Annotated in this window: 13 protein-coding genes; 7 read left to right on the top strand and 6 right to left on the bottom strand. The window is 50.7% G+C overall.

All coding sequences use genetic code 11. The features are described 5' to 3' along the window. Positions 1–165 precede the first annotated feature (165 nt). A complete protein-coding gene (fadA, locus tag R3177_RS07360) occupies positions 166–1,329 on the bottom strand; it encodes an acetyl-CoA C-acyltransferase FadA (protein ID WP_318970397.1) in 1,164 nt (387 codons plus the stop codon). Positions 1,330–1,345: 16 nt separating this feature from the next. Continuing rightward, positions 1,346–3,499 (bottom strand): fatty acid oxidation complex subunit alpha FadB, encoded by a 2,154-nt coding sequence (gene fadB, locus R3177_RS07355; RefSeq protein ID WP_318970396.1) that lies wholly within the window; start codon positions 3,497–3,499, stop codon positions 1,346–1,348. Positions 3,500–3,706: 207 nt separating this feature from the next. On the opposite strand from fadB, the gene R3177_RS07350 reads away from it, so the two are divergent. Genes R3177_RS07350 through R3177_RS07340 form a run of 3 tightly spaced genes read left to right on the top strand, consistent with a single transcriptional unit; the run spans position 3,707 to position 8,486 of the window. Then, positions 3,707–5,644: a transglycosylase SLT domain-containing protein gene (locus tag R3177_RS07350; protein ID WP_318970395.1), complete on the top strand. Its 1,938-nt coding sequence runs from the start codon at positions 3,707–3,709 to the stop codon at positions 5,642–5,644. 45 nt (positions 5,645–5,689) lie between these two features. Continuing rightward, positions 5,690–7,015 carry a Xaa-Pro dipeptidase gene (gene pepQ, locus R3177_RS07345; protein WP_318970394.1) on the top strand — a complete coding sequence of 442 codons (1,326 nt, stop codon included), beginning with the start codon at positions 5,690–5,692 and terminating at the stop codon, positions 7,013–7,015. Between the two features lie 19 nt (positions 7,016–7,034). Continuing rightward, a complete protein-coding gene (locus tag R3177_RS07340) occupies positions 7,035–8,486 on the top strand; it encodes a TrkH family potassium uptake protein (RefSeq protein ID WP_318970393.1) in 1,452 nt (483 codons plus the stop codon). Here the strand turns inward: R3177_RS07340 and trkA are convergent. The 4 genes from trkA to def are packed head-to-tail and all read right to left on the bottom strand — an operon-like array spanning position 8,483 to position 12,685. Next, the gene (gene trkA / locus R3177_RS07335; protein ID WP_217670272.1) at positions 8,483–9,859 is read right to left on the bottom strand and encodes a Trk system potassium transporter TrkA; all 1,377 of its coding nucleotides are present in this window, start codon (positions 9,857–9,859) and stop codon (positions 8,483–8,485) included. The two genes, R3177_RS07340 and trkA, sit on opposite strands and share 4 nt — an antisense overlap. Next, entirely contained in the window at positions 9,856–11,190 is a 1,335-nt protein-coding gene (gene rsmB / locus R3177_RS07330) for a 16S rRNA (cytosine(967)-C(5))-methyltransferase RsmB (RefSeq protein ID WP_318970392.1), read from the bottom strand. Before rsmB ends, trkA begins: the two co-directional genes overlap by 4 nt. Further along, positions 11,187–12,158: a methionyl-tRNA formyltransferase gene (gene fmt, locus R3177_RS07325; RefSeq protein WP_318970391.1), complete on the bottom strand. Its 972-nt coding sequence runs from the start codon at positions 12,156–12,158 to the stop codon at positions 11,187–11,189. The genes rsmB and fmt overlap by 4 nt, the downstream gene beginning before the upstream one ends. Before the next feature lie 11 nt (positions 12,159–12,169). Continuing rightward, complete coding sequence (def, locus tag R3177_RS07320; RefSeq protein WP_318970390.1) at positions 12,170–12,685, bottom strand: peptide deformylase; 516 nt, start codon at positions 12,683–12,685, stop codon at positions 12,170–12,172. A 123-nt stretch (positions 12,686–12,808) separates the two neighbouring features. Here def and R3177_RS07315 point away from each other — a divergent pair, with 123 nt between their 5' ends. The 4 genes from R3177_RS07315 to R3177_RS07300 form a co-directional block, all read left to right on the top strand. Then, entirely contained in the window at positions 12,809–13,918 is a 1,110-nt protein-coding gene (locus tag R3177_RS07315) for a LysM domain-containing protein (protein ID WP_318970389.1), read from the top strand. Positions 13,919–13,942: 24 nt separating this feature from the next. After that, positions 13,943–15,034, top strand: a complete 1,092-nt coding sequence (dprA, locus tag R3177_RS07310; protein WP_318970388.1) for a DNA-processing protein DprA — start codon at positions 13,943–13,945, stop codon at positions 15,032–15,034. A gap of 2 nt (positions 15,035–15,036) precedes the next feature. Continuing rightward, on the top strand, positions 15,037–15,510 hold the full coding sequence (locus R3177_RS07305) for a DUF494 family protein (RefSeq protein ID WP_318970387.1): 474 nt from the start codon (positions 15,037–15,039) through the stop codon (positions 15,508–15,510). A 15-nt stretch (positions 15,511–15,525) separates the two neighbouring features. Then, a partial coding sequence (locus R3177_RS07300) for a type I DNA topoisomerase (RefSeq protein WP_318970386.1) occupies positions 15,526–16,061 on the top strand: 536 nt, incomplete at its 3' end.

Genomic DNA, 16,061 nt, shown 5'->3' with positions numbered 1-16,061 from the left:
GAGTGTCTGAGGTTTTGCGCCAGCAAAGCCGAGTTGCTGTGGCGAGCACAGTGGGTGTTGCAACCTACAGCCGTTGCCTGCATCGCAAACAACAAAAAAAGGGCCGTAAAAACGGCCCTTATTCTATGCGATTGTGCTGGTTGCTACCAGCCTGTTGCTAACAGCTTATGGCCGCTCAAAAACAGTAGCGATACCCTGACCTAAGCCAATACACATGGTAGCCAAGCCAAACTTGCCGCCTTTATCTTCCATTACATTGATTAAGGTGGTGCTGATCCGCGAGCCTGAGCAGCCAAGCGGGTGGCCAAGGGCGATGGCGCCGCCATTCAGATTTACTTTCTGATCTTTAACTTTCAGTAAGCCTAAATCTTTCATTACCGGCAGCGCCTGGGCGGCAAACGCTTCATTCAGTTCGGCATAGTCGATATCGTCAATAGACAAACCGGCCATTTTCAGCGCTTTTTTCGAGGCCGGCACCGGGCCGTAACCCATAATCGACGGGTCGCAACCCGCGACACCCATACCACGCACATAAGCCCGGATCGGTAAGCCCAGTTCTTTGGCTTTCTCTTCGCTCATCACCAGCATACCGGAAGCGCCGTCTGATAATGCCGACGAGGTACCGGCTGTTACCGTGCCGTTAGCCGGATCAAATACCGGCCGCAACTGGCTAAGGGCTTCTACTGTGGTTTCCGGACGAATAACTTCGTCATAATCCATCAGTTTTAACACGCCGTCAGCATCGTGGCCTTCAGTCGGGATTATTTCATTTTTAAAGCGGCCCTGCTCACTGGCTTCCTGCGCTAACCGGTGCGAGCGGGCACCGAACTCGTCCTGTTGCTCGCGGCTGATACCGTGCATTTTACCCAATAGTTCCGCGGTTAAGCCCATCATGCCGGCGGCTTTGGCTATTGAGGTGGATAAGCCAGGGTGAAAATCAACGCCATGGCTCATTGGCACATGGCCCATATGCTCAACACCGCCTATTAAATACACCTCACCCATGCCGGTCTGTATCGCCCGTACCGCGTCGTGCAATGCCTGCATCGACGAGCCGCATAAGCGGTTGACGGTAACGGCAGGGACGGAGTGCGGAATACCGGCTAACAGCGAGGCGTTACGCGCCACGTTAAAGCCCTGCTCCAGGGTTTGCTGCACGCAGCCCCAGATAATGTCGTCGATATCAGCCGGGTTTAACGCCGGGTTACGTTCCAGCAAGGATGCCATCACATGGGCAGATAACTGCTCTGCCCGGACATTACGGTACATACCATTTTTAGAGCGGCCCATAGGGGTGCGGATACAATCTACTATTACAGCGTTTTTCATTATTCTGCTCCTGCGCTTAAACCGGGAAGAAACGCTGGCCGTTTTCGGCCATCGCGCGGGTTTTATCTGTAACCTGATATATTTCGCCTAAATGGGCGTATTTATCGGCCAGGGCAACAAAGTTGGCTAAACCTATGGTATCGACATAGCGCAGTGGGCCGCCACGGAATGGCGGGAAGCCCAGGCCGAAAACCAGCCCCATATCGGCTTCGGCTGCGGTTTGTACTATGCCTTCTTCTAAACAGCGAATGGTCTCGTTGATCATCGGCACCATCACCCTGGCGATAATTTCATCCGGGCTGAATTCCTTTTTATCGCTGGCAATACCGGCCAGTATTTCCACACTTTTCGGATCGATATCTTTTTTCGGCTTACCTTTGGCATCTTTGCTGTAGGCATAAAAACCGACACCATTTTTCTGGCCATAACGGTCAGCTTTGTACATCGCAGCCACCGGATCATTGTCCAGCTTCGCCATCCGGCTGGGGAAGCCGTCAGCCATCACATCAGTACAATGGAAGGCGGTATCGAGGCCAACCACATCCAGTAAGTAAGCCGGGCCCATCGGCCAGCCAAACTGCTTTTCCATCACCTTATCAATCTGGGCAAAATCAGCACCATCCAGCACCAGCTTGCTAAAGCCGGCAAAGTAGGGGAACAGTACCCGGTTGACAAAGAAACCGGGGCAGTCATTAACAACGATCGGTGATTTGCCCATTTTGGCGGCATAGGCTACCACGGCTGCCACGGTTTCATCACTGGTATGCTCACCGCGAATAACTTCAACCAGCGGCATCCGGTGCACTGGATTAAAGAAGTGCATACCACAGAAGTTTTGCGGCCGGCTTAAGTTTTTCGCCAGCGCATTAATAGAAATGGTCGAGGTATTGGAAGTAAGAATGGCATCATCGCTGATTAAACCTTCCACTTCTTTTAACACCGCACCTTTCACCTTCGGGTTTTCAACCACGGCTTCAACGACAATATCAACGTCCTTTACCATGTCGTTGCTAAGGGTAGGGGTAATACTGGCGATCACTTTAGCCATGCCGGCAACATCCAGTTTTTTGCGTTCAACCTGCTTGCTCAGTAACTTAGTCGCCTCTCCCATGCCCAGCGCCAGCGCTTTATCGGCAATATCTTTCATAACCACCGGTACGCCTTTTAACGCAGACTGGTAGGCAATGCCGCCGCCCATAATGCCCGCGCCCAGTACCGCGGCTTTTTTAACTGATTTTGTCGCGACTTTGCCGGCCTTTTTCGCTTTGCCTTTAATCAGCTGATCATTTAAAAACAGGCCTATCTGAGCAGTAGCGGCATCCGTTTTCGCCAGCTTGGCAAAACCGGCATTTTCCAGCGCCATCGCGCCCGCCCGGTCTAAGGTTGCGGCCGCTTCAATGGTTTGTACTGCAGCCATTGGCGCCGGGTAATGCTTACCGGCGCTGGCAAATACCATACCTTTGGCCGTGCTGAAGCTCATGGTCGCTTCGGTTTTATTTAACTTTAACGGTTGTAGTTTAACGGCACGTTTTTTCTGCCAGTTCAGTTTGCCGTCAATTGCGTCTTCTAATACGCTTAATGCCGCGGCTTCCAGTTTCTCCGGTGCGACCACGGCATCAACTACACCGGCTTTCTGTGCCTGTTCTGCGCTGTGATCTTTACCAGTAGTGATCCACTCCATCGCATTGTCGGCACCAATAATCCGCGGCAGGCGCACCGTACCGCCAAAGCCTGGCATTAAGCCCAGTTTGACCTCGGGCAGACCAATCCGGGCGCTGGTATCGGCCACCCGGTAATCACAAGTCAGGGTCCATTCACAGCCGCCGCCTAACGCGAAACCTTTTATCGCTGCCACGGTCGGCACTGGCAGGTCTTCAGATAAATCGAAAATGTCAGAAGCTTGTTTGATCCACGGCACCAGTTCGGCTTCAGGACGTTGAAACGTGCTTAAAAATTCGGTGATGTCTGCGCCAACAATAAAGGTGTCTTTGCTACTGGTAAAGATCACACCTTTCAGGTTACTGTCAGCGTGCAGCTTATCTAAAGCTGTTTTACAATCAGTTAGTGTCTGCTGATCAAATTTATTAACTGAGCCTGCGGCAGCAAAGGTAAACCGGGCGATACCAGGCTTAATATATTCAACACTGATAGTGTCACTCTGGTAGATCATAAAAAATGCTCCTTGGTCGCGTTGTAGGGTAGTTGTCGCAACTGGTACGATGAGGTTAACAGGTTCAGTGTGTCGTGCTTTACTGAAAATTTCAACCGTTATTTAAACAGGTGTTTGAAAAAGGTAGTTTAACCCGGCTAAACGTCGCTGTTGGCCGTCACTAACTATAGTTGTTTTTCTGGTTTTCGCTGGAGTCAGAGGTAAGTCTTGATAACTTTTCGTTCAGTATTAATGGCCACAGTCTTCACTGCGACAGTGGCGTCCTGCGCATTAACAGCCCGGGCGGCTGAACAGGATAAATTGCAGCAGCAAAGGCAGCGTTTTGAGGCCGTAGAGCACCGGATTGACAGCGTTAGTCGCAAGCAGGCAGAGGCCTGGTATGCAGAGCTTGCTGATTATCCGTTGCAACCTTATTTACGGTTAAAGCGACTGCAAAAGTTTTTAAACGCCGATGAGGCTATCGAGGCGTTTCTGAAAGAGTATCAGGGTACGCCAATGGACTGGCCATTACGTAAACCCTGGTTGCTGAGATTAGCCGAGCAAAATAAAGCAGAACGGTTTCTGGCAAACTTTCCCGGCTCATCGGATACCGAGCTGCAGTGTCTGGCTCTGCGCTTTCAGCTGAAAACCAAAGCTTTGCCTGACGCTGAAATATGGCAGCAAACTGAACAGATCTGGACTGAAGGTAAATCACAGCCCCGTGCCTGCGATCCGCTATTCACTGCCTGGCGCAACAGCAAACCACTGCAAACTGAAACCATTCACCGGCGCTTGCAGCTGGCGGCAGAAGGTGGCCAGACCCAGCTTATTCCCTATTTAAAGACCCTGCTGCCTGCCAGCGAGCAGTATCTGGCCGATTTATGGCTGCAAACCCGACGCAACCCGGCTGTCATTGCCAGGGCTAAATTTTTCCCCGGTAAACATGTTATTGAACGGGATATCCTGGCCTATGGTTTAAAGCGCCTGGTCTGGCGCTCACCTGATCAGGCCCTGGCTACCTGGCAGCGGCATGTCAATGATCCGTATTTTACCAGAAATCAGCGGTTGGATGTGCAACGTCAGTTTGCCATTGCGCTGGCCAGCAAAGGAGACAGCAGGGCTGACAACTGGCTGACGACTTTACCGGCTGAATTATTTGACGCAAACCTGGCACAATGGCAGGTTGCGCATGCGTTGCGTGAGCTGGACTGGCCTAAAGTACAAAAAGTAATAGCGCAGTTGCCTGCAGAATTGCAGGGCGATATCAACTGGCGTTACTGGCGGGCCAGAGCGCTGGAAGAGCAGGGGCAAACCGAGCTGGCAAAAGCAGAATTTACGGCTATTGCCGGCCAGCGTCATTATTATGGTTTTATGGCTGCGGCCAGAATTGGTCTGCCGCCCAGTCTGGCGCACAACCCGGTAAAGGTCAGTGACGAAGACATACAACGGCTACAGCAGCACCCTGCGGTGCAACGTGCCCGGCAATTTCTGGCACTGGGCCGGCTGACAGAAGCCCGCCGCGAGTGGAATCACTTACAGGATACTTCTGATGAGCAGCAGAAACTGACATCTGCCAAGCTGGCCAGTCAGCTGCAATGGTATGAGCGGGCGATTTTCTCACTGGCTGACGTAGGATACTGGGACGATGTCGAGCTGCGCTTCCCGCTGGCCTACCAGCAGGAAATGCAGCTGTCTGCCGATAAATTTAATATTGATTCGGGCTGGAGTATGGCGATAGCCCGCCGTGAAAGCTCTTTTATGGCAGACGCATACTCACCAGCCGGGGCGCGCGGCCTAATGCAGATTATGCCAGGTACGGCCAACGAAATTGCAAAGAAAAAGGTGCACATTCGTCAGCTGTATGACCCGGTCATCAATATTGATTATGGTACTGACTATTTGAATTATTTAAAACAGCGCAACGACGGCAACCTCTTAAAAGCAACGGCAGCGTATAATGCCGGTTATAGCCGGGTAAGGCAGTGGATCCCAAAGGATCATGCTCTGCCGGCCGATGTCTGGGTTGAAACCATCCCTTACCGGGAAACCCGCGAATATGTAAAAGCAGTTATGGCGTATTATCAGATTTACAATATCCGGATGAATGTGGCGCAGGACGTTTTTAAACCGTTGGTGGCCATGAAGATTGGGGTGATTGTTGAATAGTGCTATGATTGCGCAATTGAGCCCACTCAACCAAAAAAGGTAGCTATGAATTCAGGTTATCAGGCGTTATATCAGGCGCATATCGAACAGTTGCAGCAGCGTACCCGGCACGTGCTGGCCCGCGAAAATCTGGATGGTCTGGTTATCCATTCTGGCCAGGCCAAGCGCAAATTTCTGGATGATATGGATTATCCGTTTAAAGCGAATCCCCATTTTAAAGCCTGGTTACCGGTTGTCGACAATCCGCATTGCTGGTTATTAGTCGATGGGGTGAACAAACCAAAACTGATTTTTTACCGGCCAAAAGACTTCTGGCATAAAGTCCCGGATGAACCCGCTGATTTCTGGGCTGAGTATTTTGATATTCAGCTGCTGGAGAAAGCCAACAAGGTAGAAACGTTGTTACCTTACGATAAGGCCCGGCTGGCTTATATTGGTGAATACCTGGAAGTGGCCCGGGCATTGGGTTTTACTGAAATTAACCCGGAGCCGGTGTTAAGTTATCTGCATTATTACCGTGCCTATAAAACCGGCTATGAGCAGGCCTGTTTACGCCAGGCAAACCGGATGGCGGTCGCAGGGCATCGGGCGGCTAAGGCGGCGTTTTACGCCGGTGGCAGTGAGTTTGATATTCAGCTGGCTTATCTGGCGGCTGTTGGTCAGACTGAGAACGAAGTGCCTTACGGTAATATCGTCGGCTTAAATCAGAATGCAGCTATTTTGCATTACACCGCCTTTGAGAGACAAAAACCAGCGCAGCATCATTCTTTTTTAATTGATGCGGGCGCTGAATTTAACGGTTATGCCGCAGATATCACCCGCACCTACAGTTTTAACAAAAATGATGAGTTTAGCGATCTGATAGCTGCCGTTAATCAACTGGAGCTAACGCTGGTTGATGGTTTAAAACCCGGTATTAACTATGCGGACCTGCATTTGCAGTGTCATCGGGGCATAGCGCAGATCCTGCATGATTTTGATTTTGTCAGACTGGACCCGGCTAGCATAGTGGAAAGGGAAATCAGCCGCACTTTCTTTCCGCATGGCCTGGGCCATCATTTGGGGTTGCAGGTGCATGATGTCGGCGGCTTTATGCTGGATGAGCGGGGCACCCATATAGCCCCGCCCGACAATCATCCGTTTTTACGTTGTACCCGGCTGATTGAGCCCGATATGGTCTTTACCATTGAGCCAGGCCTGTATTTTATCGATAGCCTGCTGGCCGATCTAAAACAAACTGACGCTGCCGCGAGCCTTAACTGGCAGAAAATTGATGCATTCCGTCAGTTTGGTGGCATCCGGATTGAGGACGATATTATTGTCCATCGTGATCGGAATGAAAATATGACCCGGGATTTGCAGCTCGCCTGATATGGCGTAAAGGGACGCTATGCAATATCGCTCTATTATCCGGATTTTGGGGCTGCTGATCGCCATTTTCAGCATTACCATGATCCCGCCGGCTCTGGTTGCCTTTGGTTATAAAGACGGCGCTGGCGTCCCTTTTATTCTGTCTTTTTTATTATGTCTGGCTATAGGGTTTGCCATTTGGTATCCGAACCGGGCAAATCGCTCTGAACTAAAAGTGCGGGATGGTTTTTTAATCGTCGTATTGTTCTGGACGGTACTGGGAGCTGTCGGTGCAATACCGCTGCTGTTAACCAGTAACCCTGATATGGGCCCGGCTGATGCCTTTTTTGAAGCCTTTTCCGGCCTGACCACCACCGGCGCCACTGTGCTGACCGGAATTGAAACCTTGCCAAAAGCTATTTTATATTACCGTCAGCAGCTGCAATGGCTGGGGGGAATGGGGATCATCGTACTGGCGGTCGCTATACTGCCCCTGTTAGGGGTAGGGGGTATGCAGCTTTACCGGGCCGAGACACCAGGCCCGGTTAAAGATAACAAAATGACCCCGCGGATTGCCGATACCGCCAAGCATTTATGGTACATTTATCTGGCTATCACCATTGCCTGTGCCCTGGCATTTTATCTGGCTGGCATGTCGGTATTTGATGCGATTTGTCATGCCTTTTCGACAGTCGCCATTGGCGGGTTCTCAACTTATGACGCCAGTATGGGGCATTTCAACAGTGCTGCCATTAATATGATTTGCGTTATATTTTTGCTAATCAGTGCGGTAAATTTCCCGCTGCATTTCGCGGCTATTCGTGGCAAAAGTGTCAGCACTTACTTTCGCGATCCGGAATTTAAAGTTTTTCTGGGAATTCAGGCGACGCTGGTGCTTGTCTGTTTTCTGGTGCTGCTAAACACCAATGTTTACCAGAGCAGCGGCGAAGCATTGAACCATGCTGCTTTTCAGGCAGTATCGATCTCTACCACGGCCGGTTTTACGACGGACGGTTTTTCCACCTGGCCGCTGTTTTTGCCTATTTTGCTTATTTTTTCCAGTTTTATCGGCGGTTGTGCCGGTTCTACCGGCGGCGGCATGAAAGTGGTGCGGGTGTTACTGTTATTTTTACAGGGCCGGCGTGAGCTGAACCGATTGGTCCATCCGCGGGCAGTTTATGCCATTAAGCTGGGCCGCCGGCCGGTGGAAGATCGGATTGTCGAAGCAGTATGGGGCTTCTTTGCCGCTTATGCTGTGGTATTTGTTGTCATTATGCTGTCGCTTATCTTAACCGGCATGGACAACATCAGTGCTTTTACTGCAACTGCTGCCTGTTTAAATAATCTGGGCCCGGGGCTGGGTGAAGTGGCAGCCCACTTTGGCAACATACCGGATGCAGCAAAATGGCTGTTGATTGTTGCCATGGTGTTCGGCCGGCTGGAAATTTTCACCTTGCTGGTGTTGTTTACGCCGGCTTTCTGGCGTGATTAGATAAAAATAGCACTGACCTGAAACAGTTTTTCCACTTCGACAATATGTTTTTTGTTTACCATAAACAGAATAACGTGGTCATCGGTTTCGATCACCGTAGTATCGTGAGCAATTAACACTTCATCGCCGCGGACAATAGCACCAATGGTTGTGCCCGGTGGCAGTTTGAGGTTGCCAATGGTTTTACCGGCCACCTTGCTGGTGCTGCTGTCACCGCGCACCACCGCTTCAATTGCTTCAGCAGCACCACGGCGTAATGAGTAAACGTTAACAATATCACCGCGGCGGATATGGGTAAGCAGCGCGGAAATCGTAGCCTGCTGCGGCGATATCGCAATATCGATTTCACCACCCTGCAGCAAATCAACATAAGCCCCACGTTTAATCAGCACCATGGTTTTCTGGGCACCCATTCGCTTGGCCAGCATCGCCGACATGATATTGGCTTCATCGTCATTGGTCACCGCGATAAAGACATCAATCTGTTCAACGCTCTCTTCTTCCAGCAGCTCAGGATCAGAAATATCGCCGACATAAACTAAAGTACTGTCCAGACTGGACGCCAGAAATTCCGCCCGTTCTTTGCTGCGTTCAATCAGCTTGACACTATGGGTTTTTTCCAGTGCCCGTGCCAGACCAAAACCAACATTACCACCGCCAGCGATCATAATCCGCCGGTAACTTCGCTCCAGCTTTTGCAGCTCGCTCATTACTGCCCGGATATGCTTGGTGGCCGCGACAAAGAACACCTCGTCATCGGCTTCAATAATCGTGGTGCCCAATGGCTTAATGGCATTACCGCGCCGGTATATCGCCGCAACCCGGGTTTCAATATTAGGCATATGTTCTTTTAAGGCTGACAAAGCATGCCCGACCAGCAGGCCGCCATAGTAAGCTTTAACTGCCACCAGACTGACTTTGCCTTCAGCAAACTCGACTACCTGCAAAGCGCCGGGGTAATCAATCAGCCTGCGGATATAATTGGTGACCAGCGCTTCGGGCGCAATAAAATGATCAACCGGCATATCATCTTTGTGAAACAGTTCATCGCGATACTTCAGATACTGATTGGTGCGAATGCGGGCAATTTTCAGTGGCGTATTAAAAATACTGTAGGCAACCTGACAGGCAACGATATTCACTTCATCGCTGTTGGTCACGGCGACAATCATATCAGCATCTTCAGCGCCGGCCTTTTTCAGAATATCGGGGTGGGAGCCGTGGCCATGCACTACCTGTAAATCGAACCTGTCCTGCAGGTTGCGTAATTTATCAAGGTTAGTATCTACCAGCGTAATATCGTTTTGTTCACCCACCAGGTTTTCAGCTAAGGTGGCTCCTACCTGGCCTGAGCCTAAAATAATAATCTTCATCCGGCGTGATTATCCTGTGGCGCTTTTTGCAGCAGCGCATAATAAAAGCCATCACGGTTAAGTTGGCCCGGCAGCAATTGCCAGCCCGGCTGACCGGTGCTATCTGTGTCATTACTGTCGGGTGGTGCGGTTGGCAGCAACGCGGCATCAGCATTATTACTAAGAAACTGAGAAATTTGCTGCTGATTTTCTGCCGGCAGCACACTGCAGGTAGCGTAGAGCAACTTGCCGCCGGGCGCCAGTAGTCTCCAGCATTGCTGCAGAATTTGCTGTTGCAGCTGCACCAGCGGCGCAATATCACTCTTTTTGCGCAGCCAGCGAATATCAGGATGACGGCGAATAACCCCGGTGGCTGAACATGGCACATCCAGCAGAATGCGGTCAAACGGCAGGCCATCCCACCAGCTGTCCGGGTCAGCGGCATCAGCAGCCCGTACTTCAGCACTAAGGTTTAGCCGTTGCAGGTTTTCTCTGACCCTGACTAACCGTGCCGGGTCTTTATCCAGCGCCGTCAGCTTTGCTGCGGGGGCCAGTTCAAGCAAGTGGCTGGTTTTACCGCCGGGTGCACAGCAAGCATCCAGCAACCGGTGGTCTGCCTCAGGTGCCAGCAACCAGCCGGCGTACTGGGCCGCTGCATCCTGCACTGAAAACCATCCCTGCTGATAGCCGGGCAAAGAAATAACGTCAGTCGGGCTGTCAAGCAATATTGCACTGGGCAGCTCTGCCAGCGGTTGGCTGTAAGCAATTTGCTCGTCAGCTAAAGCGGCGCAAAACTGCTCAGTAGTTATTTGTTGATTATTGACGCGCAGCCACAACGGCGCTTTTTGCTGATTGGCATTCAGGATGCTTTGCCAGCTATCGGGATACGCCGTTTGCAGACTGCTGATTAACCAACCGGGATGACAAAACTGTATCGCCAGGCCCGCCTGACTGAAATCAAACAACTCAGGCTGACGCTGCACATTCCGCAGTACACCGTTAATCAGCCGGGTCAGTGACTGGCCTTTCAGTTCACGGGCAGCGTCGACGGTCGCATTAATAGCAGCATGATCAGGCACCCGCATAAAGTGCAGCTGGTATACGCCAACATAAATTAAAAACTGTAATACCCGGAAGTTTTTAACCAGTGGCTTTTGCATTAAGCGGGCACAGACATGCTCCAGTTGCGGCAGCGTGCGCATTACGCCATAACAGATTTCCTGCAGCAGGGCTTTATCCAGTGAGTTAGTAAGCTGCAGCTGCGCTTTGGGCAGAACATCTGACAGTGAGCGGCCCTGGTCAATCACCTGATAACAACATTGGGCAGCCAGAGCCCGGCAATCCCGGCTCATGCTTCAGCCAACAATGCTGGTGGCTGCAGCACTGTACCGACAGCCAACCAGTCGGCCCGGCCATTTAAAAAATCGGCTGCCGCCATTGGTTTTTTGCCAGTCGGTTGCAGCGTAGTAAGTACTAACACACCATTGCTGCAGGCAATCTCAATACCTGTTTTACCCGCAGCTACGATCTGGCCGGGTGTCGCCCGGTGCGCTGCGTTGTGCCAGTGAGCCTGCCAGATTTTTACTGTGCCTTGGGCAAGCTGCAGGTAGCTGACAGGCCAAGGATTAAACGCCCGGATTTCGCGGTCAAGCGCCTCTGCTGTTTTCGAAAAATTGAGCAGTCCTTCATCTTTATGTAGCTTTTCGGCGTAGCAGGCAAAATTGTCATCCTGAGGCTCAGCATTAGCCTGCAGTGCCGGCAATTGACCCAGTGCCGTTATCAGTGCCTCAGGACCCAATTCAGCCAGCTTGTCGTAAAGACTGGCGCTGGTATCACTGGGGCTAATATCGCAGCATACTTTGCTGAGCATGGCGCCGGTGTCCAGTCCTTCATCCATTTGCATAATGGTAATACCAGTTTGCTGATCCCCGGCCCAGATTGCGCGCTGAATAGGCGCAGCGCCACGCCAGCGGGGCAACAATGAGCCGTGCACATTGATGCAACCTAAGCGCGGGCTTTGTAGCACAGCCGCCGGCAATATCAGGCCATAGGCCACGACCACCATGATATCGGCATTCAGCGCAGCCAATTCTGCCTGCGCTGCTGGCTTTTTCAGAGATTTAGGCTGATAAACTGGCAAATTATGCTGCTCAGCCAGTTGCTTGACGGCGCTGGCTTGCAACTTCTGGCCACGACCGGCCGGACGGTCTGGCTGGCTGTATACCGCAATAACCTGGTGAGGGCTGTTAATCAGGGCCTGCAAATGACGAGCAGCAAAATCGGGGGTACCGGCAAATATAATACGTAAAGGCTGAGTCACTGTTATTCCTGTTAAAGCGCGTGGCGCTGGGCCATTTTGGCTTCTTTTTCCAGCTTTTTACGGATACGGTCTCGTTTTAGCGGTGATAAGTAATCAATAAACAATTTGCCAACCAGATGGTCCAGCTCATGCTGCAGACAAATAGCCAGTAAACCATCCGCATTCAGTTCAAACGGCTTGCCATCCCTGTCAAGGGCCTTCACTTTAACGGTAGCAGCTCGTTCTACTGAGGCATAGTTTTGTGGTACCGATAAACAGCCCTCTTCATAACTGGTCACGCCGTCGCGCTCTACAATTTCCGGGTTAATCAGTACCAAAGGCTCATTGCGCTGCTCAGACAAGTCAATGACCACGACCCGCAGGTGCACATTGACCTGGGTTGCGGCCAGACCAATACCCTCTTCATCGTACATAGTATCCAGCATATCAATAACTAACTGTTTGATTTGCGGTGTAACTTCCTTAACCGGTTGCGCTACAGTGCGTAACCTGTCATCAGGAAAATGTAATACTTTTAAAACGGCCATAATACCTACAAAAATATGCTTTATTTCAAAGGTTGTGATATGTTTTAATTTTAGCCATTAATCCGCTGTATTAACAGCATAGTGTGCAATAATTACAACAAGAATAAGTTCAAGGAAGCAGGCATGCTGAAAAAAATTGCAATATCTGTCATCGCGCTGTTTTGTTGGTTGTCTTTTAGCCTGCAAGCAGACGTACTGCAAATAAGAGAGGATGCTCCTGCTTCCTATGTCGTAAAAAAAGGTGACACCCTGTGGGATATTTCGGCACTTTACCTGAATGAACCCTGGTTATGGCCACAGTTGTGGCAAATGAATCCGCAAGTTGACAACCCGCACTTAATTTATCCTGGCGATGTGCTGACCCTGACCTTTGACAGTATGGGGCGGCCACGTTTGTCGGTAAATGAAAATGTTAAACGCCTGACCCCTGAAGTGCGTAAAACCATGAAAGGTGATGGTGCCATAACCACCTTGCCGCTGAGTATGATCCGGCCGTTTCTGACCTATGAGCAAGCGCTCAGTGAAGAGCAGATCGCCGCCATGCCTTATATTCTTGGAACCAACACCGCAACAAAAATGGCGGCTGAAACCCATACCGTGTATGTCAAAGGTGTATTACAGCCGGGCACGTCTTACGGTGTTTACCGCAAAGGAAAACCGTATGTTGACCCAGAGACTGGTAATATTCTGGGTTATGAGACCAGTTTAATTGCTACCGCCCGGGCCTTCAGGCCCGGCCGTGCGGCCACTGAAGACAGCCCGCTGGAAGCGGCGTCAATGCAGGTGTTAAGTGTAAAGCGTGAAATTAAGCAGGGCGACCGGGTAATGCCTGCACTCGAAGGTCAGTCATTACCGGCATTTTTCCAGATTACTAAACCTGACTTTGACGTCAATGGCACCATTATTGATACGACCTCGCAGCTTAGAGAGTTTTCAAAAATGGATATTGTCGTACTTAACCTGGGGCTGATTAACGATTTGCAAGCCGGCCAGATGTTAGGTATTTATCGACAGTCACCGTCGGTGATAGATGGCGAGAATGGTCCGGTTTATGTCGAAGACGCTAATAAACTGCAAAAGATGTTCCGTAACTTTGGTGAGAACAGCATCAGTATGCCGCGGGAAAAAGTCGGTGAGCTGATGGTGTTTAAAGTCGCAGAGCGGGTGAGCTTTGGTATTGTTACCAGTACCCGCCGGCCAATTCGGGTTGGAGATACGATCGCCAACCTCTGATTAATCTGATGGAGCCAGTTTGCCGTGGATGAACTTCGCAACTGGCTCGCTTTAGCCTCTGTGCATGGCCTGGACGGCCTGAAGTTCCAACGCCTAAGCGAGCATATTTCCCTAGCCGAATTGGTCAGCCTACCTGTCAGTACATTACGCAATATCGGTTTCACCCCACGTCAGGCAGAATTGCTGGCGCTGCACGGCCCAAGGCGTGCTGACATGGCACTGCAATGGTTGGCACAGTCCGCTGACCATCACATCGTCACTTATCATGACCGACGTTACCCGCCATTACTAAAACAAACTAAACAACCACCTATAGTGCTTTTCGTTAAAGGCCAGGCAGAACTGTTAGCCCGGCAGCAACTGGCTATGGTTGGCACCCGGCAGCCAACACCAACCGGGCGCAAAGTTGCACAAAATTTTGCAGCAGAGCTGGCACAGCAGGGTTATGTGATTACCAGCGGTATGGCACGTGGTATTGACAGTGAGAGCCATAAAGGGGCACTGCAAAGTGGTGGCCTTACCATTGCGGTACTGGGTCATGGCCTGCAGCAGATATACCCGGCCAGCAACAGAGGTCTGGCAGAGCAGATTTGTGCCAGTGGTGCGCTGGTAACCGAGTTTTTTCCGGATATCCCGGCCCGGGCCGAGTTTTTTCCACAGCGTAACCGGATTGTGGTCGGCCTTAGTTCTGCCACCATAGTGGTAGAAGCAGCAATGAAAAGCGGATCGCTGATCAGCGCCAATTTAGCAGCAGAATATAATCGTGACCTTTTTGTGGTGCCGGGGCCGATATACAGCAGGCAGTCTGCGGGTTGTCACTGGTTAATTCAGCAAGGCGCTAAACTTGTTACCTGCGTGGCCGATATTCTGGAAGAGTGGCAGTTTTTTGCCCAGAACGGGCTAAGTACTTTAGCTTCAGATGAAAAAAAGTCTGTGCCGGACTTGTCTGCAGAGCGGTTGTTGGCTAACGTAGGAGATGACGCTACCGCAATAGATATTATTGCCGAGCGGTCTAACATGTCAGTGACAGACGTATCCATTACCTTACTGCAGCTGGAAATAGCGGGTGAGGTGGCAGCAGTACCTGGTGGTTACATTAGAGTGAGGAGTGCCTGATAATGTTTGATATCCTCGTTTACCTGTTCGAAAACTATATTCACAATGAATCTGATATCTATGTTAACCATGCGGATTTGACTAAAGAACTCAGTCGCGCCGGCTTTCATGATGATGATATTTTTAAAGCGCTGAAATGGCTGGACAGCTTATCTGCGTTGCAGCAAAGCCATATTAAGCCCTATTTAACCAAAGGCAGCTCTACAGCTTTGCGCATTTACACACCGGAAGAGCAGCGTAAACTGGATGTTGCCGACCAGGGATTTCTGTTGTTTTTAGAACAAATCAATGTGCTTGATGCCAACACCCGTGAAATGGTCATCGACCGGGCGATGGATCTCGACAGTGCAGCACTCAGTTTGGAAGACTTAAAATGGGTGGTGCTGATGGTGTTGTTTAATGTTCCCGGCAGAGAGACTGCCTACGCTCAGATGGAAGATTTAATTTTTGATGAACCCGACGGGCCGCTGCATTAAGCGGCCGTTATAGATATGACCGAAGACTCACCACTTTTTGCGCTGCCGCAACAGCGGCAGCTTTGCCCATTGTGCCAGAATGTCCTGCAGATTAAATCGTCGAAAAAGGGGCCCTTTCTGGGCTGTAGTACCTACCCGGTCTGTCATTACATTAAGCCACTACACCAACATGATCATGCCATAGTAAAAGCATTACCTAACGAGGCATGTCCGAAATGCGGCGCCGGGCTGGCAGTGAAAAATGGCCGTTATGGTATGTTTATTGGGTGTACGGCTTATCCGGTCTGTGATTTTGTGGTAGATCAGCATGAAGACCACAAACAACTGCCACAGATAAGCTGTCCAAAATGTAAAACAGGCCAGCTGAGCGAGCGGATTAATAAGTTTGGCAAGCATTTCTATGGCTGCGACCGCTACCCGGCTTGTCGTTTTTTATTAAATGATAAACCACAGCCGGGACAATGTTTCGCTTGTGACTTCCCTTTACTGGTGGTTAAGAAAAACGCTTTGTACTGTGCCAGAAAAGGCTGTGAAAAAAAGCAGCCGGCGAG

It is taken from the genome of Arsukibacterium sp., assembly GCF_033722355.1.
Lineage (GTDB): Bacteria > Pseudomonadota > Gammaproteobacteria > Enterobacterales > Alteromonadaceae > Alishewanella.
This window is presented reverse-complemented; position numbering and strand designations above follow the sequence as displayed.

Excerpts from the sequence above, each read along its gene's own strand:
- fadA (WP_318970397.1), bottom strand. The coding sequence starts at position 1,329 with ATGAAAAACGCTGTAATAGTAGATTGTATCCGCACCCCTATGGGCCGC.
- fadB (WP_318970396.1), bottom strand. The coding sequence starts at position 3,499 with ATGATCTACCAGAGTGACACTATCAGTGTTGAATATATTAAGCCTGGT.
- pepQ (WP_318970394.1), top strand. The coding sequence starts at position 5,690 with ATGAATTCAGGTTATCAGGCGTTATATCAGGCGCATATCGAACAGTTG.
- R3177_RS07340 (WP_318970393.1), top strand. The coding sequence starts at position 7,035 with ATGCAATATCGCTCTATTATCCGGATTTTGGGGCTGCTGATCGCCATT.
- trkA (WP_217670272.1), bottom strand. The coding sequence starts at position 9,859 with ATGAAGATTATTATTTTAGGCTCAGGCCAGGTAGGAGCCACCTTAGCT.
- rsmB (WP_318970392.1), bottom strand. The coding sequence starts at position 11,190 with ATGAGCCGGGATTGCCGGGCTCTGGCTGCCCAATGTTGTTATCAGGTG.
- def (WP_318970390.1), bottom strand. The coding sequence starts at position 12,685 with ATGGCCGTTTTAAAAGTATTACATTTTCCTGATGACAGGTTACGCACT.
- R3177_RS07315 (WP_318970389.1), top strand. The coding sequence starts at position 12,809 with ATGCTGAAAAAAATTGCAATATCTGTCATCGCGCTGTTTTGTTGGTTG.
- R3177_RS07305 (WP_318970387.1), top strand. The coding sequence starts at position 15,037 with ATGTTTGATATCCTCGTTTACCTGTTCGAAAACTATATTCACAATGAA.